This is a genomic window from Terrihabitans aquatilis (genome assembly GCF_052542005.1).
Genome location: NZ_JBOCUO010000002.1, coordinates 190456 through 210373, shown reverse-complemented (window position 1 = coordinate 210373; position 19918 = coordinate 190456). Strand labels below are relative to the sequence as shown.

Here is a 19918-nt window from a genome sequence, read left to right as displayed (position 1 = left end):
TGAAAGCCGTCCCCGATGGAAAATCAGGGACGGCTTTTTGCTGTAACCTTGCTGGTTTCGATCAGCTGTATCGCTTGACGACGCCGTCATCGGCGTACCAGTCGAACACATCGTCCTTCAGATTGACGATGACGTTTTGGATCTGCGTGTATTCTTCATAGGCGACCAGCCCGTTCTCGCGTCCGATGCCGCTCATCTTGAAGCCGCCCCAGGGCGAGGCCGGATCGATGCGGTGATGGTCGTTTATCCAGGTGATGCCGGATTGAAGCTTGGCCGCCACACGGTGGGCGCGGGCTACGTCGCGCGTCCAGATGCTGGTCGCCAGGCCGAACTCGGTGCCGTTGGCGATGCGTATCGCCTCTTCCTCGCTGTCGAACGGCATCACGCAGACGACAGGCCCGAAAATCTCCTCCTGCGCGATGCGCATATCCGGCGTCACATCCGTGAAGATGGTGGGCTGGATGTAGTAACCGGCGTCGAATTCGGCGCCGTCGGGGCGAACGCCGCCATAGGCCAATGTCGCGCCCTCGTCGGTGCCGATGCGGACGTAACGTTCCACCATGTCGCGCTGCTTCTCGGAGACCATCGGGCCCATCTGGGTCTCGGCAAGCTGCGGGTCGCCAAGCCGGATCCGTGCCGCGCGGCGGACCAGGCCCGCGACGACCTCATCATGCACGGAGCGATGGACGAGGAGCCGCGCGCCCTGCACGCAGGTCTGCCCCGAGGCGATGAAGGAGGCGAACATAGCGGCGGATACGGCGCGATCCGCATCGGTGTCGGGGAACACGATCACGGCGGCCTTTCCGCCAAGCTCGGCCGCGACCTTGGTGAGGTTCCGGCCCGCGATGGAGGCCACCGCCTTGCCGGTTTCCGTGCCGCCGGTGAGGTCGATCTTGCGGATGCGCGGGCTCGCCGACAGCGCGAGACCCGCCGTGCCGCCGAAGCCGGGGACGACATTGTAAACGCCGTCCGGCACGCCCGCTTCCTTCAGCACCTCACCCAGCAAAAGCGGAGTGATCGGCGCGAGTTCGGACGGCTTCACCACCATGGTGTTGCCGGCGGCGAGCGAAGGCGCGACCTTCTTGGTCAGGATCAGCAGCGGATGGTTCCAGGGCGTGACATGGCCGACCACGCCGAGCGGGACGCGGCGGGTGTAGTTGAGGTAGTCGCCGGCGAAGGGCGGAACCGTGTCTTCATGGGTGCGCGCCACCGCACCGAAATAGGAAAACCATTCCGGCAGGCGGGCAAGCTGCGCCGCCATCTCGCGGCGCGGGCGACCGATCTGGTCGATCTCGATGGTGACGAAATCGGGCAGGCGCCGCTTCAGGATCTCGGCCGCGCGATGCATGATGTCGCCGCGCTCGGCGCCGGTCAGGGACGACCAGACCGGGAAGGCGCGCTCCGCCGCGTCGATCGCAATGTCGACGTCGGCGGCGTCACCTTCCGCCACTTCCGCCATGACTTCGCGGTTCTTCGGGTTCTCCACCGTGAAGGTGCGGCCGGAGATGGCGGGGCGAAAGGCGCCGTCGATGAACAGGCCCCAGGCGGTGTCGGGCATTGGTCTACCTCGATGGATGGCGATATCAGTGGACGCCGAGGAAGCGCATCAGGGGCGCCTCGTCCTGGCGGATCTCGGCGGCGCTGGCCTCATGCACCACCTTGCCGGTTTCCAGCACATAGAGCCGGTCGGCCACGGACAGCGCGCTGTAGAGATTCTGCTCGACCAGAAGGATCCCGAGCCCAGTTTTGCCGAGATCGGCGATGATGGATTCGAGGTGCTGCACCATCACCGGCGCCAGACCCTCCGAGGGCTCGTCCATCAGGATCAGCTCGGGGTCGATCATCAGCGCGCGGCCAACCGCGAGCATCTGCCGCTCGCCGCCGGACAATTGATTGCCGCGGTGCTGGCGGCGCTCGGCGAGACGCGGGAACATCTCGAACACCCGGTCCACCGTCCACCCCTCTTTGGAACTGGCCGGCTTGAGCATGGTCAGATGCTCCGTGACGCTCAGCGAGGGGAACAGCCGCCGGCCCTGGGGAACGAGCGCGATGCGCCGCTTGGCAACCTCGTGCGGCGTCAGCCCCCGCAATTCCTCGCCTTTCCACAGGATCTGGCCGTCACGCACCTGCGGATTCGGCAGGCGCATGATGGAGCGGATCAGGCTGGTCTTGCCCATGCCATTGCGGCCGAGCAAGGCGACGACCTCGCCGGGCTCCACATGCATGGTCACGCCGTGCAGAACATGCGCATCGCCGTAGAAGCTGTGAACGTCGCGGACCTCAAGCATGGGCGCGCGCCTTTCCGAGATAGACGTCCTGGACGCGCTGGTCGTGGCCGATCGCGTCGGGCGCGCCCTCGGCGAGATGCTGGCCGTTGTTCAGGCAGGTCACCCAATCGACGAGCTTCAGCACCAATTCCATGTCGTGCTCGATCAGCACCATGGTGAGGTCGCGGGGCAGGGAGCGGATGATGTCGGAAACGATGACGCGCTCCACGGGGGAGAGGCCCGCCGCCGGCTCGTCCAGCAGCAGCATGCGCGGACGGGTGACGACGGCCATGGCCATTTCGAGCTGGCGCTGCTCGCCGTAGGAGAGGTCGCGCACCGGTGTCGAGCCACGCTCGCGCAGCCGCGACAGCGACAGGGCGGACGCGACGCGCTCCTCTTCCTCGGCGTTCAGGCGCGTCGAACCGAACAGCGAGAACTTGCCCCGCCCGGTGCCGCGCAGCGCGAGCTGCATGTTCTCGTCGACGGTGAGGCTCGGAAACAGATTGGTGATCTGGAAGGTGCGGCTGATGCCCATCCGCGCGCGCACATGGGCCGGCTTCCGCGTGATGTCCTGGCCGGCAAAGGTGATGCGGCCGGACGTCGGCGCGTGGACGCCGGTGATGGCGTTGAACAGGGTGGTCTTGCCCGCGCCGTTGGGGCCGATGATGGCGCGGCGTTCGCCTGCCTTCACCTGCATCGACACGTTATCGACCGCCTTCAGCGCACCGAAGGCCACCACAACATCCTCAAGGACAAGCGCGGGTTCTGACACGTACTGGGCTCTTCTCTCGGGAAATGATGCGGGCGCGGCTCGGCATTGCCGCGCCCATTTTGCTGGCGTGGATTACTTCTTGATGCCCTGATTGGTCCGCGAGAAGGGCGGATTCTTCAGGTATTCGTCCGCGTTGTAGGTCCAGAACTGCGAGACGCTCGGATAGGTCTCGACCGGCACGTTCCAGAACTTGCCCTCCGGGGTCTTCTCGACCTTGCGGATATAGACGTCGTAGACCGGGTTGCCGTAATCGTCGAACTTGACCGGGCGGCCGAGCGGCGAATTGTCGAGCTCGCTTTTGAGCACCGCGTCGATGAAGCCGTCACGGTTCGAGATGTCGCCGTTCAGCTGCTCGATGACCTGACCGATCCACATCGCGCCGGAATAATGCGAGAAGCCGTAGAGCGATGGCAGCTTGCCGTATTTCGCCGAATAGGCCTTCACGAAATTCTGGGTGGCGGGATTGTCGGAGCCTTCCGCGAAATGGGCGGAGGAGATGATGCCCTCGCATTCCGGGCCGAGCGTGCGGATCACCGATTGGTCGGTGAAGTTCTGCGCGCCGAGAAGGGGCAGTTGCCCCTTCAGGCCGAAATCGGAATATTGCTTGATGAAGCGCGCGGCATCGGCACCGAGCTCCATCGCGAAGACGGCATCGACATTGGCCGAGGCGATCTGGCCGATGTAGGGGCTAAAATCGGCGGTGTTGAGCGGGTTCCAGAGCTGGGCCACGATCTCGCCGCCGCCTTCGGTGAAGACCTGCGCGAAACCAGCGCACTGCTCGTGGCCGAACGTGTAATCCTGCGAGATCGTGGCGATGCGCTTGTAGCCCTGCTTCAGCGCCCAGTCGGCGAGGGGGCGCGGCATCTGGCTGGCAGTGTAGCCTGCAACGCGGATCACGTTCTTCACGCGCTGGCGCTGCGTCAGGTCGTCCGCCGCGATGACGGGAATGAAATAGGGAACGCCGTTGCCCTTCACGTAATTGGCCACGGCCAGGCCGGTGTTTGCGAGCAGATTGCCGAACAGGAAATCCACCTTGGACTGCTCGACGAGGCGGCGCGCCTTCTGCAGCGCGGTGTCGGGATTGCCGGCATCGTCCTCCACAAGGACCTCGACCTTGCGGCCGCCGATATTGTTGCCCTTCTCTTCCCAGAACATGTTGAAGCCCTCCGCGATCTCGCGACCGCCGGCGGCGACGACGCCGCTCAAGGGGGCCATGAGCCCGATCCGGATCGGGCCGGACTGGGCGCGTGCGAGGAAGGGCATGGCAAGCGTGCCGGTGGCCGACGCAGCCAGCGCCAGACCCGATGTCTTCAAGAACTGCCTGCGATCCATGATTGTCACCTCTGTTCAGGTTTCCGGGGCTAGTGGCGGTCGCGCCGCAGCAATTTGCGTGCCGCGCCGAGCACGCCTTCGGGCGCGAAGATCATCGTCGCGATGAACATGACGCCGAGCACCATCGGCCAGCGCGGCGTGAATCCGCTCACGAAGTTCTCGAGCAGGATGATGGCCGCAGCCCCGATGAAACCGCCGAACAGCGTGCCGATTCCGCCGATAATGGCCATGAGCAGGCCCTCGACCGACTGGGACAGTTGGACCGTGGAGGGGCTGACGAAATCGTTGAACAGCGCATAAAGCCCGCCCGCCGTTCCGGCGAAGAAGCCGGTCGTGGTGAAGGCGATGAACATGTGCAGAGCCGTGCCGTAGCCGAGGCTGCTCATGCGGCTGTCGCTGTCGCGCAGACCGCGCAGGGTGAGCCCGAACGGTGACTGGACAAAGCGCCAGATGATGAAGGTGCAGGCGAGCACCACGGCCAGCGTTACGTAGAAGAAGACGGTCGGATCGGCGATGATCTCGGGCCGGCCCAGGCCGCGAATGCCGTTCTCGCCGCCCGTCACGCTGGTCCAGCGCAGGCACACGCCCCAGACGATCATGCCGAGCGCGAGCGTCAGCAGCAGGAAGTAGACACCGCTGACGCGCACGGCGAGCAGGGCGAAGATCGCGGCGAGCAGGGTCGCGGCGGCTATACCCAGCGCAAGCCCAACCCAGGGCGAACCGCCGACCATCGAGGTCCAGTACATCACGACATAGGTCGATGCGCCGAAGATCGCGCCGTGGCCGAGCGACGTACGCCCCGCGAAGCCGGCCAGCACGTCGATCGACATGGCCAGCAGCGCGAAAATCAGGATCTCGTTGGCGACGCTTGTCTGGTAGCTCGACGCGAACAGAGGCAGTGCGCCGAACACGACAAGGATGACCGCGAAGGCGAGGATGGGAAAGCGTGTGGCGGAGGCCATTCAGGCGGTCCTCCCGAACAATCCAAGCGGCCGGAAGGCCAGGATCGCGGCCATGGGCCCGAAGATGACGAAATAGGCGAGCTCGGGGAACATGACCTGACCGATCGTGTTCAGCATGCCCACGAGGAGCGCGCCCACCGCCGCGCCGACAAGGCTGCCGCGCCCGCCGATGATGACCACGGCCAGCGAGAAGACGAGGATCTCGGAATCGGCGGTGGGGTAGAGCGTCAGGAACGCGCCGCCTACCATGCCGCCGAGCCCGGCAAGAGATGCGCCCAGCATGAAGGTGCCGAGGAAGACGCGGCGGATGTTGATGCCGAGCGCCTCCACCATTTCCGGATCGTCCACGCCCGCTCGGATCAGCGCGCCGAGCCGCGTCTTGTTCAGAAGCAGCCACAGCGCGATGAACACGACGACGCCGAGGACGAGCACGAAGAGCCGGTATTTCGGGAAGAAGGCGCCACCGATGCGCACGGCGCCCCGCAGCATCTCCGGAACCGGAACCGAGAAGGTGTCGCCGCCCCAGATGACCAGAGCGAGGTCGTTCAGCACGAAGGCGACGCCGAGCGTCAGCAGAACCTGCCGCAGTTCGAAGCCGCGCACGAAGCGCAGCAGCCCCTGGTCCAGCACCAGCCCCATCACCGCCACACACAGCATGGAGGCCATGATGCCGAGCACGAAATTGCCCGTGGCGCCGGCCACCGAATAGCCGACATAGCCGCCGAACAGATACAGCGCGCCATGGGCCAGGTTGACGATGCGCAACAGGCCGAAGATCAGCGTGAAGCCCGAGGCCACGATGAACAGCAGCGCCGCGAAGGTCAGGCCGTTGAGGAACTGGACGAGGTTGAGGCTGCCCACGTTCAGGCCCCGTTCTTCAGGGCGTCGGGGCGCTGGCCGAGATACCAGTCGTAGATCTCTTCGCCCGTCCAGAACTGGACATCGGGGAGATTGCTGATCTTCTCCAGGATGCGGCGGAAGTGCTTGGCGCGGTGCGGTGCTCCCATGATGTAGGGATGGACGACGAGAGCCATCACACGGGCCGAGTCCCGGCTGTCGTGATACAGTTGCTCGAACTGGTCCATCGCGCGGTCATGATATTCCGACGCCTTGTGATGCTGGATCAGCATCATGGCGACGTCGTTGCACTCCTGCGTGTAGGGGATGTTGACGATGGGTTCCGTGCGCGTCTTCAGCACCACGGGCTCGTCGTCGAGCACCCAATCGCAGACATAGTCGAAGCCTTCCTCGACGAGGAGGTCCGGCGTCTCCCAGGTCTCGGTCAGCCCCGGTCCGAGCCAGCCGCGCGGCGCCTTGCCGGTGAAGGCCTTGATGGCATCGGCGGTCTTGCGGATGTCCTCGCGTTCGTCCGGCACCTTCTGCATGTTCTTCTGGCCGAAGCCGTGGCCCATGAACTCCCAGCCGCGTTCGAGCGCGGCGCGGGAGATGGCCTCATAGGTGGCGATGGCCTTTCCGTTGATGGCCAGCACGGCCTTGATGCCGTGATTGTCGAGCATTTCCAGCAGCCGCCAGAAGCCGACGCGGTTGCCGTATTCGTGCCAGGCCCAGTTCGGAATATCGGGCGAGGGCGAACCGCCCGCCGGTGGCGTCAGCACCGTGCGCGGCATGGTTTCCTTCGGATCCCATTCCTCGATATTGACGATGATCCACACCACCATCCGGGCGTTTCCCGGCAGCTTGAGCGGTTCACGCTCCGTGATGGCGGAAAAGCTGATCCGTTCGGTGGGCAGCATGGATCACGCCTCCTTGGGGCCGATGCGGAAGGTGAAGGGCGTGAGGCCCTCGATCGAGGCGATGAGTTCGTCGCCCGGCACAACCGCGCTGACGCCGGCCGGCGTGCCCGTCATGATGAGATCGCCGGGCTCGAGCCGGTATTGCGTGGAGAGGTTCGCGATGATCTCGGGCGTGTTCCAGATCATCTGCTTCAGGTCGCCGCTCTGCTTTTCCTGCCCGTTGACGGTCAGCAGGATGGAGCCTTCGAGGCGATGGCCCACATCGTCGACGCGATGGATGGGCCCGCACGGCGCGGATTTGTCGAAGCTCTTGCCGATTTCCCAGGGCAGGCCCTTGGCGAAGCTTTCGCGCTGGCGGTCGCGGCGGGTCAGGTCGATGGCGGCGCCATAGCCGAAAACCACGTCGAGAGCCTGCTCCACCGGCACGTCACGGGCCGTCTTGCCGATGGCGACGAGAAGCTCGACCTCGAACTGGAAATCGTCGGTCAGCGGCGGGTAAGGAACGACCGCCCCTTCCTCAACCACGGAATCCGTGGGCTTCTGGAAGAAGAACGGCGGGTCGCGCTCGTCGCCTTCCTTCATCTCGCGGATATGCGCGACGTAATTTCGCCCGACGCAATAGATGCGACGCACGGGAAAACGGTCGTCGCTACCGACAATGGCGAGTGTTGTCACTTCGGGATCGAACGCCAGGGCCATCTCAGAGCGCAGCCTTCAACCGGACGACGAGAACGCTCTTGCGCATGACACCTACTCCCTCAAAATCCCGGCTGCATAGCCGCCATGCATTCTAGGCTGATATACATTTGGATGAATATCAAGCCCTAAATGTATACATTTAGTGGCGATGCTGGCCGCTCTGAGGCGTGGGAAGGTGCCTGCTCAGCGGGCACGAGGTGGGCAAAAAAGTTGCAGGCGAACATGCCGTAAGCAGCTAAACTAGCTGTGGAAACCAAAGGGAGTGCGTACACGATGGCAGCGAATACCGGGGTCCGTGCACGCCTTGGCGAGAACAATGGCGATCGGGAAGGCTCAACCCGAAGTGTATCCATTACGGAGGATCTTCGATGCGCGATCCTCGCTGGCGAGTTCCAGCCCGGCGAGCGCATGCTGGAGGTATCCCTGTCCGAGCGGTTGAATGTGTCGCGCACACCCATCCGCGCCGCGCTTCATTCGCTGGCGGGCGAGGGGCTTCTCGATCACTTCCCCAATCGCGGCTATTACGTGCGCGAATTCTCGCTCGACGAGATCATGCAGGCCTACGAAATCCGCGCGACGCTCGAGGGCCTGGCTGCGAAGCGCGCCGCGCAGATCGGTCTGTCGGACGCCGAGCGGGACATCATCGAAACCGCCCTGCGCGAGGGGGACGACCTCCTCAGCAAGCCGGAACTTGAGCCGTCGGCGCGCAGTGCCTATGCCGACATCAACGTCGCCTTTCACAGCGCCATCCATCAGGCCGGGCAGTCCCGCATGCTGCGCGACATGCTGCGGATGTCGCAACAAGTGGCGCCGTCCTCGCATCGCAATGTCATTGCCTTCGAGCACCCCGACGTGCGCCGGCGCCACGACGACCACCATCGCATCTATGAGGCGGTTCTCTATCGCGACGGTGCCCGCGCCGAGATGCTGATGCGCAACCACGTGGAGAGCGTCAGGATCTCGCTGATCCGTGCGCTCTCACGGCCGGGCGGCGGCGACAGGTGAAACGGGGCACGTCAGCCGGAGATTGAGCCCGGATTCTGGCCTCTGTACCAATCGAGGATCTCGGCGCCGGTCCACATCACCACGCCCTGATGGCCGAGAATGTAATCGTACAGCGCTTCGAGATATTTGATGCGGTGCGGCGCGCCGGTCAGATAGGGATGGATCGAAATCGCCATTACGCGCGGGATCTCCGCGCCTTCCAGATAGAGCCGGTCGAACTGATCGCGGCCACGGCGCAGGATCTCGTCGGACGGTGATTGCTGGATCGCGGTCATCACCACGTCGTTGATCTCGACGGTGTAGGGCACGGATACGATCTCGCCCGCGCGGGTGCGCAGCGAAACCGGCTGATCGTCCAGAACCCAGTCGGCGACATATTCGATCCCGGCTTCCTTCAGGAGATCGAGCGTCTCGTCGGTCTCGGTCAGGCCCGGGCTTTCCCAGCCGCGCGGCGGCTTGCCGGTGAAGCGCGTGATGGCCTCGACGGTCTGGGCAATGGCCGCCTTCTGGTCGTCGGTGCGGTGCATGGGCTGCTGCACGAAGCCGTGTCCCATGAAGTCCCAGCCGGCATCGAGCGCGGCCTGGCAGGCCTGCGGATAAAGCTCGCAGCAGGTTCCGTTGACGGCAAAGCTGGCCTTCAGATTTCGGTCGGACAGGGTCTTGAGGAAGCGCCAGAAGCCGACGCGCATCCCATATTCGTGCCAGGCCCAGTTCGGTACATCCGGCAAAAGCGGCTGGCCCATCGGCGGTGGCAGCACCGTGCGCGGCATCGGCCCGGTGGGCCGCCAGTTCTCGACATTGACGATGGTCCACACCGCCACGCGGGCGCCGCCCGGCAGTTCCAGGCGCGGGCGGTCGTGGATCGGCTGATAGTCCAGGCGGCTGCGAAGGGTGGTTCCGGTCTCGGAAGCGGCCATGTCGGTGTCCTCAAGCTGAACGAGATGGGAAATGCTCAGGCCGATTGCGCCTCGGTCAGGCCGAGCAGCCGGCGCGCGGTGCCGCCGAGGATGGCGGCGCGGTCCTGTTCCGGCAGGTCGAGCGCGTCCAGCACCGCGGCGGGGCGCTCGTAGCCCATGTCGAAGCAATAATCGCTGCCCATCAGCACGCGCTCCGGACCCACCGCCCGGATCAGGAAAGCGAGGGCCTCATCGGAATGGGTGATGGTGTCGTAATAGAAGCGCTTCAGATACGACGCGGCGCCGTCTTCGAGATGCTTCAGTTCCGGCCGCACGCGGCTGCCGTGGTCGAGCCGTCCCATCAGGAAGGGCAGCGCGCCGCCACCATGGGGCAGCACGATGTTCAGGCGCGGGAAGCGGTCCATGACGCCGCTGAAGGCCAGATGCGACGCCGCGACCGCCGTATCGAAGGGGTTGCCGAGCAGGTTCGACAGAAACCAGGGCTTCAGCCGGTCGGTCATGCCCAGCACCTTCAGGGGGTGCAGGAAGACCGGCAGACCGGATTCCTCGATGGCCTCGAAGACCGGCAGCAGGCTTTCGTCGGAGAGGTCCATGTCGCCGATCGCGGTGCCCATATAGATGCCGCAGATGCCGGGGGCACGGCGGATGCGCCCAAGTTCCGCGACGGCTTCCGCCGCTGCATGCGCGGGCAGCATGGCCAGGCCGTAAAGCCGGTCCGGGTAGCGCTCGCTGGCGGCGATCAGCTCATCGTTGAAGGTTGCGGACAGCTTGCGTGCCAGGCCTGGCTCGGCCCAGTACACCATGGGCTGGGTCAAAGAGAGCGCCTGCGCCTGCACGCCCTGCGCGTCCATGTCGGCGATGCGCATGTCGAGATCGATGAAGCGTCGCGCCAGCGGTCCGGCATGGAGCGGCCCGGCATCAATGATCGGCCCCTTCTCGTGGTGGCGCACGCTGCATCCGCAGGCGCAGCCTTCATGGTCGAGCGCCTGGATGAAGCGCTCCGGGTAGAAATGGGCGTGAATGTCGAGCGTGGTCGCCCGGAATGCGGACAGTGCGGCCATTGTGCCGATGCACCTTGGTTTGGGCTATTCAGCCGGGACGGGATGGCGGGGCGCTGTCTCGGAGGATGAGGCGAGTGCGGCCACGAGAGCATTCGCGGTGTTGTCGAGGTGGCGGCGGATGACGTCCTGCGCGGCGGCGGGATCGCGCTTTTCGCAGGCCTGCAGCAATTCCCAGTGCTCGCACTGCGATTGCTCGCGGCCCCGGAACGCCAGATAGCAGCGGACATAGCGTTCCACATTGCCGCGGAACTGGTCGATGCTTTCGACCAGGCGCGGCCAGCCGCTGGCCTCGTTGACGATGCTGTGGAACTCGTGGTTCAGGCCCATCCAGGGGTCGCCCTCGCCGGGATCGGCGACGAGCCCATCCATCGTGCTCAAAATCTTGCGCATGCGGGAGAGGTGGCTGGCTTTCAGCCCGGACACGGCCCGGCCCACGGCCAGGGTCTCCAGCGCGATGCGGATCCCGAACATCTCCACGATCTCGGCCGGCTCCAGCCGCGAGACTTCGACCCCGCGATAAGGGTAGACGGTCACGAAGCCTTCCGCTTCCAATTGCTTCAGGGCCTCGCGCACCGGCATGCGGCTGACACCCAATTGTGCGGCGATCTCGTTCTGGTCGAGCTTCTCGCCCGGGGGCAGGCGTCCGTCGATAATGGCCGCCTTCAGCAATTGCAGAACGGCATCCTTGCGGCTGAGCGGAGTGCCGATAAGCTTCTGTTCCTCGACGGTCAGCCTCATCCGCACGCGTCCCTCCAATGCCTTGCTCACTTTATAATCATGCTTGCTGCATAATCATCGGCCTTGCCAGCCGAAATCTAATATATCAGTCTAGCCTCCGCAACCTATTGTCTCCGACGACATCATGGATGCCGATCACAATGCGCCGACGAGCGGAGGCCATGATGCAAGCTGTTCTGAAAAAGATGATCCTGAGCGGAATCGTTGCGGCCAGCTGTATCGGCGCGGCAGGAATGGCTCTCGCCAAGGATTTGGGCACGTTCCGGATGATGTTCCCGGTCGAAAGCGTCAACCAATACCATCCCTTTTTCATCGCCGAGACCAAGGGCTATTTCAAGGAAGAGGGGCTGGAGGTCGAATATCAGGATGCCGGCGGGTCCAGCGCCGCGATCCAGCAGGTGCTTGCGGGCAACGCAGACGCTGCGCTTCCGGCGCCAAGCGCCTTCCTGAACGCGGTCGCGAACGGCCATGACCTGCGCTGGATCTCCTCCTACCAATACGCCAACATCTTCACACTGGCCGCCACCAGGCAATCCGGCATTGCCAATATTGCCGATCTGAAGGGCAAGAAGGTCGGCGTGTCGGATCTCGCAGGCGGCGAGGTTCCGCTTGTCCAGGCCGTCCTTGCCGCGGCCGGGCTGAGCGAGGGCGACGTGCAGATCGTGCCCGTTGGCGACGGGTCCGCGCTGACCGTTCAGGCGCTGCAGAACGGGCAGGTGGACGCCTATTCCTCCAGCCTGTTCGACATCGCCTCGATCCGTGCGCGGGGCATCGACCTCGTCACCATCCTGCCCAAGGAAGCGCAGGACTTCCCGGCCAATGGCGTGGTGGTGACCTCTGTGGCGCTCGAGAAGAACCGAGAGAAATATGCAGCGTTCCTGCGTGCCGTCGCCAAGGCGGTGGTCTATTCCGCGGCGCATGATGCGGAGGCCTTCGCGGAAGCCAAGAAGATCCGCCCCGAAGAGTTCGAGGACGAGGCGGTCGCCAGGAATTTCTGGGAAGCCGCGCAGACGCTGAAGACGCCGCCGGCGGAACTGACGGATCAGCCGATCGGCACCCATTTCATGCCGGGCTTCAAAGCCTTCCACGATTTCCTGCGCACGGGTTCCGAGCAGGAGGGCGGGCTCGCCAAGGACGTCGACCTGACGAAGGTGCTCGATTCCTCGCTGATCCCGGCCGCGAACGATTTCGACAAGGCGGCCATCGCGAAATGAGCGTGGCTGATACCGCATCGACAGGCGGCGCCGCCCCCGCGCCGTCTGCCGCACCGATCATCGAGGCCCGCGGCCTCGCCAAGGATTTCGTCATCGATGGCGTCCCGGTCACGGCGCTCAAGGGAGTCGACCTCGCCATCCGGAAGGGCGAGTTCATCTCCTTCGTCGGGCCAAGTGGCTGCGGCAAGTCCACATTGCTCAACATGGTGGCGGGGCTGTTGCCGCAGACGGCGGGCGAGTCCTTCTTCGAGGGTACACCCATTGTCGAACCCTCGAGGCAGGTTGGCTTCATGTTCCAGTCGCCGGTCCTGCTGGCATGGCGCACGGTGGAGGAGAACGTGCTGATGCCGGCCGAAGTGTTCGGCATCGACAAGAATGCGATACGTGATCGCGCCCGCGCCGTCATCGAGGCGGTGGGGCTTGGCAGCTTCCGGCAGGCCTATCCACGCCAGCTTTCCGGCGGCATGCAGCAGCGCGTCTCGCTCGCCCGGCTGCTGACCTATGAGCCCAAGGTCCTGCTCATGGACGAGCCGTTCGGCGCGCTGGATGAGTTCACCCGCGAGGCCATGAACCTCGAATTGCTGCGCATCACGCAGGCTGCCGGCATCACGGTGCTCTTCGTCACGCACAACATCTCCGAAGCCGTCTTCATGTCGGACCGGGTGGTGGTCATGACGCCGCGCCCCGGCAAGGTGTCTGGATTGGTGGACATCGATCTGCCGCGCCCGCGCGAGATCGCCGTTCTGCAGGACCCGCGCTTCACCGAACTGAACTTCACCGTCAGAAAACTTCTCGGGCAGGGCCATGACACACACTGATCAGGCCATTCCGGTCCGCCGCCCGGCCGATAGCGGCAAGATGAGGTACAGGCTCTATTCGATCGCCATCGCGGTGGCGGTGCTCGCGGCGTGGGAGCTGGCGCCCCGGCTCGGGCTCGTATCGCCCATCATCCTGCCGTCCTTCAGCGCCGTCATGTCCGCATTGTTCTCGCTGGTGACGACCGGCTTTTTCATGCGCCATTTCCAGGTGACGCTGAGCGAAATCCTGATCGGCTTTTTCCTCGGCACGTTCATCGGGCTCGCGCTCGGCACGGCACTCGCCATCTGGCCGGCGGCCAAGAAGATCACCTATCCCTTCATCGTGGGCTTCCAGGCCATCCCGAAGATCGTGTTCGCGCCGCTCTTCATCGCGTGGTTCGGCTTCGGCCAGAGTTCGAAAGTCGTGATGGCGATCGTCATCTCGTTCTTTCCGGTCCTTTTGAACACGATGGTGGGGCTGGAAAGCGTGCCGGACGATGCCCGCAAGCTGATGCGCTCGCTGAAGGCCACGCCGATGCAGACCTTCCGCAAGGTTTCGCTGCCACACGCATTGCCGGTGATCTTCGCCGGCGTGAAGGCGGCGCTGACCTTTGCCGTCATCGGCGCCATTGTCGGTGAGTTTGTCGGCGCGTCGGAAGGGTTGGGCTATCTGGTGGACCTCTACAATCACCAGCTCCGGATCGACCGCGTCTTCGCGGTGGTCGTGGTGCTGGCGGGCATCGGCGCGGGCGGCTATTTCGTGCTGGAATGGCTCGACCGCCGGCTGATCTTCTGGCGCTCCAACGACACGCATTAGGACCGAGACATGAGCAAGCCCAAGGTTCAGGTGATCGTGCTTGGCGGCACGATCACGATGATGCCCGCAGCCGAGGGCGGCATCACGCCCAGCCTGCGCGGCGAGGATCTCGTCGCCGCCGTGCCGGGCCTGTCCGATGTGGCCGGGATCGAAGTCACGACGCCCTTCCTAAAGCCGGGATCATCCTTGTCCTTCGAGGATCTGGCCGAGGTTTCGCGCATCATCGGCAAGGCTCTGGATGATGGCGCCGCGGGTGTGGTCGTGGTGCAGGGCACCGACACGATCGACGAGTCATCCTTCGTGCTGGACCTGCTCCATACCGGGCCGCAACCCGTCGTCGTGACGGGCGCGATGCGCGGCGCGGCGGCGGCCGGTGCCGATGGCCCGGCCAATCTTCTCGCCGCGGTCACCGTCGCGGCCAGCGGCATCGCGGAACTCGGCGTCTGCGTGGTGCTGAACGACGAGATCCACGCGGCCCGCTTCGTCGCCAAGGGGCACACCGCGCTGCCGTCGGCGTTCGTATCGCCGGGCTTCGGCCCCATCGGCCATGTGCTGGAAGGCGTCGCCCGCGTATTGCTGAAGCCGGTGCGGATCGATTGCGGGCTGGCGGGCGCGCCGCAAAGGCCCGCGCGCGTCGCCGTGATCAAGATCTGTATTGGCGATGACGGCCGCTTGATCTCCGCCGCTCTCGGCGCCGGCTATGAAGGCCTCGTCATCGAGGCCATGGGTGCCGGTCACCTTCCGATGTCGGTGCTGGATGCGGTCACGGAAGCGGCTGCGTCGGTGCCGGTCGTGCTCGCCACCCGTGTGCCCGGAGGCCCGGTTTATCGGGAAACCTACGGCTTCCCGGGCTCCGAGCGCGATCTGATCGCGCGTGGCCTGATCCCCGCAGGTTATCTGGCGCCGCCGGCGGCCCGGATCCTGACGGCGCTCCTGCTTGGCAGCGGTGCCTCCCGCGAGCGTATCGCGGCCTCTTTCGCCGCTTATGGCTAGGCGCTCGGCTCTCCGCGCGGCGGGGGCTCTATGATCGCCTGGATCGCCTGGATCGCCTGAGCCATGAGCGCCTCACCTTCGGCCGCCTCGATCCCGGCGGCGGCGGAGGTTTGCAGGAGGTTGCGCAGAATACTGAAGCCGATCAGCAGCGACATGATCATCGATGCCCGGGCCGGGTCGGGGTCCCCGATCTTTTGGCGCAGCGGCTCGATGAAGTCGTTGTGCAGGCGTTCGCTGACAAGCGCCCCGGCGGTGGTGCTGGCAAGGGATCGGATCAGAATGAGCAGCGGCTTCGGGCCGTCGTCCTGCTCGCGGAGCGGGCGCGTCAACAGGGCCTGGGCGTAATATTTCCCGAGGTCGTCGACCGCGACGTTCGAGAGGTCGGACCTGGCGCTTCTCGATTCCAGGACAGCCCGAAACAGGTTCTCCTTCGATCCGAAGCTGCGATGCACGTAGGCGACATCGACCTCGACGTCAGCCGCGAGGTCGCGCAGGCTCACATCGTCATAGGATGCGCCGGCGAACCGCTCCGCCGCTGCCGCCAATATGTTTTGGCGGGTTTTCCCTTCACCCCGCAAAACGCTCTTCCGCATCATCGATCCTGCCTCGTCACCGCCCTAACATGCCGCCATGTGGTTGAACGTCAACGATCGTTGACGTAAAACGCTCGCCATGGGACCTTGAGGTAATCCGCGATTCCTGAAGATGTTCTCGGCATCCTGATGGAATCCTTCGTGAGGTGGCCCGATGAAGACCGATGGCAAGAGATGGCTGATCGTCGGAGCGATTGCCCTCGCGGCCTTCGCCGTCTACCTGCTCTGGCAGCGTGTCGCCAATCCGGGCCTGCCCGACAGCGTCGCGAGCGGCAATGGCCGCATCGAGGCCGTCGAGATCGATATCGCGGCCAAGACCGCCGGGCGCCTCAAGGATATTCTCGTCCGCGAGGGTGATTTCGTCACCGCGGGGCAGACGCTCGCACAGATGGACGTCACCCAGCTCGTCGCCCGCAAGCGCGAGGCCGAAGCCCAGCAGCGACGTTCCGAGATTGCCATAGAGACGGCCAGAAGCCTCGTGACGCAGCGGGAAGCCGAGCGCGCCTCAGCGCAGGCGGTCATCGAGCAGCGCGAGGCGGAGCTCGAGGCCGCCGAGGGCCGGCTGGCCCGCTCGGAGCAGCTCATCCGCACGAACGCCGTATCCCAGCAGATTTTGGACGATCACCGCGCCGCGCAAAGAGGCGCCAAGGCAAATCTCGCGGCCGGGCACGCCTCCCTCGCCGCGTCCGAAGCGGCCATCGGAGCCGCAAGGGCCCAGGTGGTCGATGCGGAGGCTTCGGTGGAAGCGGCGAAGGCGGCCATCGAAAGCCTCGACGCCGATATCGCCGACAGCACGCTCGTCGCACCCCAGGACGGGCGCATCCAGTATCGCGTCGCCCAGCCCGGCGAGGTTCTGGCCAGCGGCGGCCGCGCGCTCAACATGGTCGACAGCACGGACGTCTACATGACGTTCTTCCTGCCGACGCAGCAGGCCGGCCGCGTGGCGCTCGGTGCGGAGGTGCGGCTGGTGCTCGATGCCGCGCCCCAGGCTGTCATTCCGGCGCGGGTGTCGTTCGTTGCCGATGTCGCCCAGTTCACGCCAAAGACGGTCGAGACGGAGGAGGAGCGGCTCAAGCTGATGTTCCGGGTGCGCGCCCGCCTCGATCCCGATCTCCTCAGGAAGCATATCCAGCAGGTCAAAACCGGGCTTCCGGGCATGGCTTACGTCAAGCTCGACGCGGAGACCGAATGGCCCGATTTCCTTGAGGCGAACCTGGTGAAATGAGCGGGGCCGCGTCTTCCCCGGTTGTCAGCTTCGATGGGATCAGGCTGGCCTACGGCCGGACGACGGCCCTGGACGATATCGCGCTCGACGTTCCGTCGGGCCGCATGATCGGGCTGATCGGGCCGGATGGCGTGGGCAAGTCCAGCCTGCTGTCGTTGATCTCCGGTGCGCGGGCTCTGCAGGAAGGGGCTCTGCAGGTTCTCGGCGGAGACATGCGTGACGCCGCGCACCGCCGGGACGTCTGTCCCCGGATCGCCTACATGCCGCAGGGGCTGGGCAAGAATCTGTATCCGACCCTGTCGATCTTCGAGAACGTCGATTTCTTCGGCCGGCTGTTCGGGCAGGATCGCGCCGAGCGGGAAGCCCGCATCGCCGATCTTCTCGAAAGCACCGGCCTCGCCCCGTTTCCGGATCGGCCGGCCGGCAAGCTCTCCGGCGGCATGAAGCAGAAGCTCGGCCTGTGCTGCGCGCTGATTCACGATCCCGACCTCCTCATCCTCGACGAGCCGACGACGGGCGTCGATCCGTTGTCGCGCCGGCAGTTCTGGGAACTCATCGACCGCATCCGGGTCGACCGGCCGTCGATGAGCGTGATCGTCGCCACGGCCTATATGGAGGAGGCCGCCGGTTTCGACTGGCTGGTGGCCATGAACGCTGGCAAGATCCTTGCCACGGGCACCAATGAGGAGCTTCTCCGGCAAACCGGCACGGACAATCTCGACGCTGCCTTCGTCGCGCTTCTTCCCGAGGAGGCCCGGCAGGGACACCGCACGCTGACGATGCCTCCGGCCCGCACGGATACGGGCGATGGCTATGCCATCGAGGCGCACAACCTCACCATGCGCTTCGGCAGCTTTACCGCCGTCGACAATGTGAGCTTCGCGATCCCGCGGGGCGAGATCTTCGGTTTCCTCGGCTCCAATGGCTGCGGCAAGACCACGACCATGAAGATGCTGACGGGCCTTCTCCCCGCCAGCGAGGGCACGGCCAAGCTGTTCGGAAGCGAGGTCGACCCCAATGACATGGCGGTGCGCCGGCGCGTCGGTTACATGAGCCAGGCTTTCTCCCTCTATGGAGAACTGACCGTCCGGCAGAACTTCGACCTCCATGCCCGGCTGTTCAAGCTCGACGAGGCCACGATCCCCGCACGGATCGAAGAGATGGCGCGGCGCTTCGATCTGACCGAGGTGATGGACGCCCTGCCTGAATCGCTGCCGCTCGGTGTGCGCCAGCGTCTGTCGCTTGCGGTGGCGATGATCCACGCGCCCGACATCCTCATCCTCGACGAGCCGACCTCCGGCGTGGACCCCGTGGCGCGGGATGGCTTCTGGGAGATCTTGGCCGATCTTTCGCGTAAGGACGGCGTGACGATTTTCGTCTCGACCCATTTCATGAACGAAGCCGAGCTGTGCGATCGCATATCGCTGATGCACGCGGGCAAGGTTCTGGTCAGCGACACACCGAAGGCAATCATCGCGAAGCGTGGAAGCGCGACGCTGGACGAAGCCTTCATCGCCTATCTCGAAGATGCGATCGGGGAGGCCGCGGCGCCGCAGGCTTCGCCAATCCGGGAGGCGGGTGCGCCGTCGGTCCCCGCCCCCACCCCCACGGCCGAAGGGCACAGGGCGCCGAACATCCGCCGCCATTTCGATCTGCGGCGCGTGCTGAGCTACACAAGGCGCGAAGCCCTGGAGCTTCGTCGCGATCCCATCCGCGCGACGCTTGCGGTTATCGGCACCGTCATCCTGATGTTCGTGATGGGCTTCGGCATCAACATGGACGTCAAGGATCTGACCTTCGCCGTGCTCGACCGCGACGATTCCACGATCAGCCGCGATTACGTGCTTCAAATCTCCGGCTCCCGCTATTTCATCGAGAAGGCGCCCATCACCGATTACGACGACATGGACCGGCGCATGCGGAACGGCGAGTTGAACCTCGCCCTCGAAATCCCTCCCGGCTTCGGACGTGACGTCCTGCGCGGCGATGCTGCGCAGATCGGAGCGTGGATCGACGGCTCCAACCCTCAACGCGCCGAAACCGTCAGCGGTTATGTGCAGGGAATGCATGGCGCGTGGATGGCGACGAAAAGCCGTGAGGCGCTGGGCCGGACGGCGAGCGAGGGCGGGTTCGGCCTCGAACTTCGCTATCGCTACAATCCCGACGTGAAGAGCCTCGTTGCGATGGTGCCGGCGGTGATCCCGCTGCTGCTGCTTCTCATCCCCTCGATGCTGGCGACGCTCAGCGTGGTTCGTGAGAAGGAACTGGGCTCGATCACCAACCTTTACGTGACGCCTGTCACGAAGCTGGAATTCCTGGTCGGCAAGCAGCTTCCTTATATCGCGCTCGCGGCGATGAACTTCGCCCTGATGACGGCGTCCGCGATCTTCATCTTTCAGGTGCCCTTCACCGGCAGCTTCGCGGTCTTCGCGTTGGCGGGCCTTCTTTACGTGGCGGCCACGACTGCCCTGGGCCTGGTCATTTCGTCCTTCATGAAAAGCCAGATCGCCGCCGTCTTCGCGACGTCGCTCATCACGCTGCTACCGGCCATCCAGTTCTCGGGCCTGACCGATCCGGTGTCGTCGCTGGAGGGTGTCGGGGCGGTCATCGCCCGGATCTATCCGACGACGCACTTCATGACGGCGTCGCGCGGCGTGTTCTCCAAGGGGCTCGGCTTCTGGGATCTGACCGGGGCGCTGCTGCCGCTCGCGTTGGCGATCCCCGTTCTGCTCGGCATCGGCGTGCTGCTGCTGAAAAAGCAGGAAACGTGAC

Annotated in this window: 19 protein-coding genes; 7 read left to right on the top strand and 12 right to left on the bottom strand. The window is 64.9% G+C overall.

From position 1 onward, the window contains the following. Window positions 1-61: 61 nt before the first annotated feature. The 8 genes from ACQ6S1_RS07005 to ACQ6S1_RS06970 form a co-directional block, all read right to left on the bottom strand. Window positions 62-1558 carry an aldehyde dehydrogenase gene (locus ACQ6S1_RS07005; protein ID WP_445040473.1) on the bottom strand — a complete coding sequence of 499 codons (1497 nt, stop codon included), beginning with the start codon at window positions 1556-1558 and terminating at the stop codon, window positions 62-64. A gap of 25 nt (window positions 1559-1583) precedes the next feature. Then, window positions 1584-2288, bottom strand: a complete 705-nt coding sequence (locus ACQ6S1_RS07000; protein WP_445040472.1) for an ABC transporter ATP-binding protein — start codon at window positions 2286-2288, stop codon at window positions 1584-1586. After that, window positions 2281-3039, bottom strand: coding sequence for an ABC transporter ATP-binding protein (locus ACQ6S1_RS06995; RefSeq protein ID WP_445040471.1), 759 nt, complete (start codon window positions 3037-3039; stop codon window positions 2281-2283). The genes ACQ6S1_RS07000 and ACQ6S1_RS06995 overlap by 8 nt, the downstream gene beginning before the upstream one ends. A 72-nt stretch (window positions 3040-3111) precedes the next feature. Further along, window positions 3112-4371 carry an ABC transporter substrate-binding protein gene (locus ACQ6S1_RS06990; protein WP_445040470.1) on the bottom strand — a complete coding sequence of 420 codons (1260 nt, stop codon included), beginning with the start codon at window positions 4369-4371 and terminating at the stop codon, window positions 3112-3114. Between the two features lie 29 nt (window positions 4372-4400). Then, window positions 4401-5333, bottom strand: coding sequence for a branched-chain amino acid ABC transporter permease (locus ACQ6S1_RS06985; protein WP_445040469.1), 933 nt, complete (start codon window positions 5331-5333; stop codon window positions 4401-4403). Continuing rightward, window positions 5334-6194: a branched-chain amino acid ABC transporter permease gene (locus tag ACQ6S1_RS06980; protein WP_445040468.1), complete on the bottom strand. Its 861-nt coding sequence runs from the start codon at window positions 6192-6194 to the stop codon at window positions 5334-5336. Window positions 6195-6196: 2 nt separating this feature from the next. After that, window positions 6197-7087 (bottom strand): polysaccharide deacetylase family protein, encoded by an 891-nt coding sequence (locus ACQ6S1_RS06975; protein ID WP_445040467.1) that lies wholly within the window; start codon window positions 7085-7087, stop codon window positions 6197-6199. A gap of 3 nt (window positions 7088-7090) precedes the next feature. Further along, complete coding sequence (locus ACQ6S1_RS06970; protein WP_445040466.1) at window positions 7091-7786, bottom strand: fumarylacetoacetate hydrolase family protein; 696 nt, start codon at window positions 7784-7786, stop codon at window positions 7091-7093. Window positions 7787-8059: 273 nt separating this feature from the next. Here ACQ6S1_RS06970 and ACQ6S1_RS06965 point away from each other — a divergent pair, with 273 nt between their 5' ends. Beyond that, complete coding sequence (locus tag ACQ6S1_RS06965; protein WP_445040465.1) at window positions 8060-8791, top strand: GntR family transcriptional regulator; 732 nt, start codon at window positions 8060-8062, stop codon at window positions 8789-8791. 11 nt (window positions 8792-8802) lie between these two features. Here ACQ6S1_RS06965 and ACQ6S1_RS06960 read toward each other — a convergent pair whose 3' ends face one another. From ACQ6S1_RS06960 to ACQ6S1_RS06950, 3 genes are read right to left on the bottom strand one after another with little or no spacing between them, the layout of a single operon-like run. Then, window positions 8803-9708: a polysaccharide deacetylase family protein gene (locus tag ACQ6S1_RS06960; RefSeq protein WP_445040464.1), complete on the bottom strand. Its 906-nt coding sequence runs from the start codon at window positions 9706-9708 to the stop codon at window positions 8803-8805. Between the two features lie 35 nt (window positions 9709-9743). Next, complete coding sequence (locus tag ACQ6S1_RS06955; protein WP_445040463.1) at window positions 9744-10769, bottom strand: amidohydrolase family protein; 1026 nt, start codon at window positions 10767-10769, stop codon at window positions 9744-9746. Between the two features lie 24 nt (window positions 10770-10793). Beyond that, window positions 10794-11537 carry a GntR family transcriptional regulator gene (locus ACQ6S1_RS06950; RefSeq protein WP_445040462.1) on the bottom strand — a complete coding sequence of 248 codons (744 nt, stop codon included), beginning with the start codon at window positions 11535-11537 and terminating at the stop codon, window positions 10794-10796. A gap of 131 nt (window positions 11538-11668) precedes the next feature. Here ACQ6S1_RS06950 and ACQ6S1_RS06945 point away from each other — a divergent pair, with 131 nt between their 5' ends. From ACQ6S1_RS06945 to ACQ6S1_RS06930, 4 genes are read left to right on the top strand one after another with little or no spacing between them, the layout of a single operon-like run. Then, a complete protein-coding gene (locus tag ACQ6S1_RS06945; RefSeq protein WP_445040461.1) occupies window positions 11669-12721 on the top strand; it encodes an ABC transporter substrate-binding protein in 1053 nt (350 codons plus the stop codon). Beyond that, window positions 12718-13539 carry an ABC transporter ATP-binding protein gene (locus tag ACQ6S1_RS06940; protein ID WP_445040460.1) on the top strand — a complete coding sequence of 274 codons (822 nt, stop codon included), beginning with the start codon at window positions 12718-12720 and terminating at the stop codon, window positions 13537-13539. The genes ACQ6S1_RS06945 and ACQ6S1_RS06940 overlap by 4 nt, the downstream gene beginning before the upstream one ends. Beyond that, window positions 13526-14335: an ABC transporter permease gene (locus ACQ6S1_RS06935; RefSeq protein ID WP_445040459.1), complete on the top strand. Its 810-nt coding sequence runs from the start codon at window positions 13526-13528 to the stop codon at window positions 14333-14335. The genes ACQ6S1_RS06940 and ACQ6S1_RS06935 overlap by 14 nt, the downstream gene beginning before the upstream one ends. A gap of 9 nt (window positions 14336-14344) precedes the next feature. After that, window positions 14345-15328, top strand: coding sequence for an asparaginase (locus ACQ6S1_RS06930; protein WP_445040458.1), 984 nt, complete (start codon window positions 14345-14347; stop codon window positions 15326-15328). Here the strand turns inward: ACQ6S1_RS06930 and ACQ6S1_RS06925 are convergent. After that, window positions 15325-15921 (bottom strand): TetR/AcrR family transcriptional regulator, encoded by a 597-nt coding sequence (locus ACQ6S1_RS06925; protein WP_445041230.1) that lies wholly within the window; start codon window positions 15919-15921, stop codon window positions 15325-15327. The genes ACQ6S1_RS06930 and ACQ6S1_RS06925 overlap by 4 nt on opposite strands. 154 nt (window positions 15922-16075) lie before the next feature. Here ACQ6S1_RS06925 and ACQ6S1_RS06920 point away from each other — a divergent pair, with 154 nt between their 5' ends. Next, entirely contained in the window at window positions 16076-17146 is a 1071-nt protein-coding gene (locus tag ACQ6S1_RS06920; protein WP_445040457.1) for an HlyD family secretion protein, read from the top strand. Further along, complete coding sequence (rbbA, locus tag ACQ6S1_RS06915; RefSeq protein WP_445040456.1) at window positions 17143-19917, top strand: ribosome-associated ATPase/putative transporter RbbA; 2775 nt, start codon at window positions 17143-17145, stop codon at window positions 19915-19917. The genes ACQ6S1_RS06920 and rbbA overlap by 4 nt, the downstream gene beginning before the upstream one ends. The last annotated feature ends 1 nt before the right edge of the window (window position 19918 follow it).

Bases quoted from the DNA above. Each gene is read 5' to 3' on its own strand.
- ACQ6S1_RS07005 (WP_445040473.1), bottom strand. From the start codon at position 1,558: ATGCCCGACACCGCCTGGGGCCTGTTCATCGACGGCGCCTTTCGCCCC.
- ACQ6S1_RS07000 (WP_445040472.1), bottom strand. From the start codon at position 2,288: ATGCTTGAGGTCCGCGACGTTCACAGCTTCTACGGCGATGCGCATGTT.
- ACQ6S1_RS06990 (WP_445040470.1), bottom strand. From the start codon at position 4,371: ATGGATCGCAGGCAGTTCTTGAAGACATCGGGTCTGGCGCTGGCTGCG.
- ACQ6S1_RS06985 (WP_445040469.1), bottom strand. From the start codon at position 5,333: ATGGCCTCCGCCACACGCTTTCCCATCCTCGCCTTCGCGGTCATCCTT.
- ACQ6S1_RS06975 (WP_445040467.1), bottom strand. From the start codon at position 7,087: ATGCTGCCCACCGAACGGATCAGCTTTTCCGCCATCACGGAGCGTGAA.
- ACQ6S1_RS06970 (WP_445040466.1), bottom strand. From the start codon at position 7,786: ATGGCCCTGGCGTTCGATCCCGAAGTGACAACACTCGCCATTGTCGGT.
- ACQ6S1_RS06965 (WP_445040465.1), top strand. From the start codon at position 8,060: ATGGCAGCGAATACCGGGGTCCGTGCACGCCTTGGCGAGAACAATGGC.
- ACQ6S1_RS06960 (WP_445040464.1), bottom strand. From the start codon at position 9,708: ATGGCCGCTTCCGAGACCGGAACCACCCTTCGCAGCCGCCTGGACTAT.
- ACQ6S1_RS06955 (WP_445040463.1), bottom strand. From the start codon at position 10,769: ATGGCCGCACTGTCCGCATTCCGGGCGACCACGCTCGACATTCACGCC.
- ACQ6S1_RS06945 (WP_445040461.1), top strand. From the start codon at position 11,669: ATGATGCAAGCTGTTCTGAAAAAGATGATCCTGAGCGGAATCGTTGCG.
- ACQ6S1_RS06940 (WP_445040460.1), top strand. From the start codon at position 12,718: ATGAGCGTGGCTGATACCGCATCGACAGGCGGCGCCGCCCCCGCGCCG.
- ACQ6S1_RS06935 (WP_445040459.1), top strand. From the start codon at position 13,526: ATGACACACACTGATCAGGCCATTCCGGTCCGCCGCCCGGCCGATAGC.
- ACQ6S1_RS06930 (WP_445040458.1), top strand. From the start codon at position 14,345: ATGAGCAAGCCCAAGGTTCAGGTGATCGTGCTTGGCGGCACGATCACG.
- ACQ6S1_RS06925 (WP_445041230.1), bottom strand. From the start codon at position 15,921: ATGCGGAAGAGCGTTTTGCGGGGTGAAGGGAAAACCCGCCAAAACATA.
- ACQ6S1_RS06920 (WP_445040457.1), top strand. From the start codon at position 16,076: ATGAAGACCGATGGCAAGAGATGGCTGATCGTCGGAGCGATTGCCCTC.
- rbbA (WP_445040456.1), top strand. From the start codon at position 17,143: ATGAGCGGGGCCGCGTCTTCCCCGGTTGTCAGCTTCGATGGGATCAGG.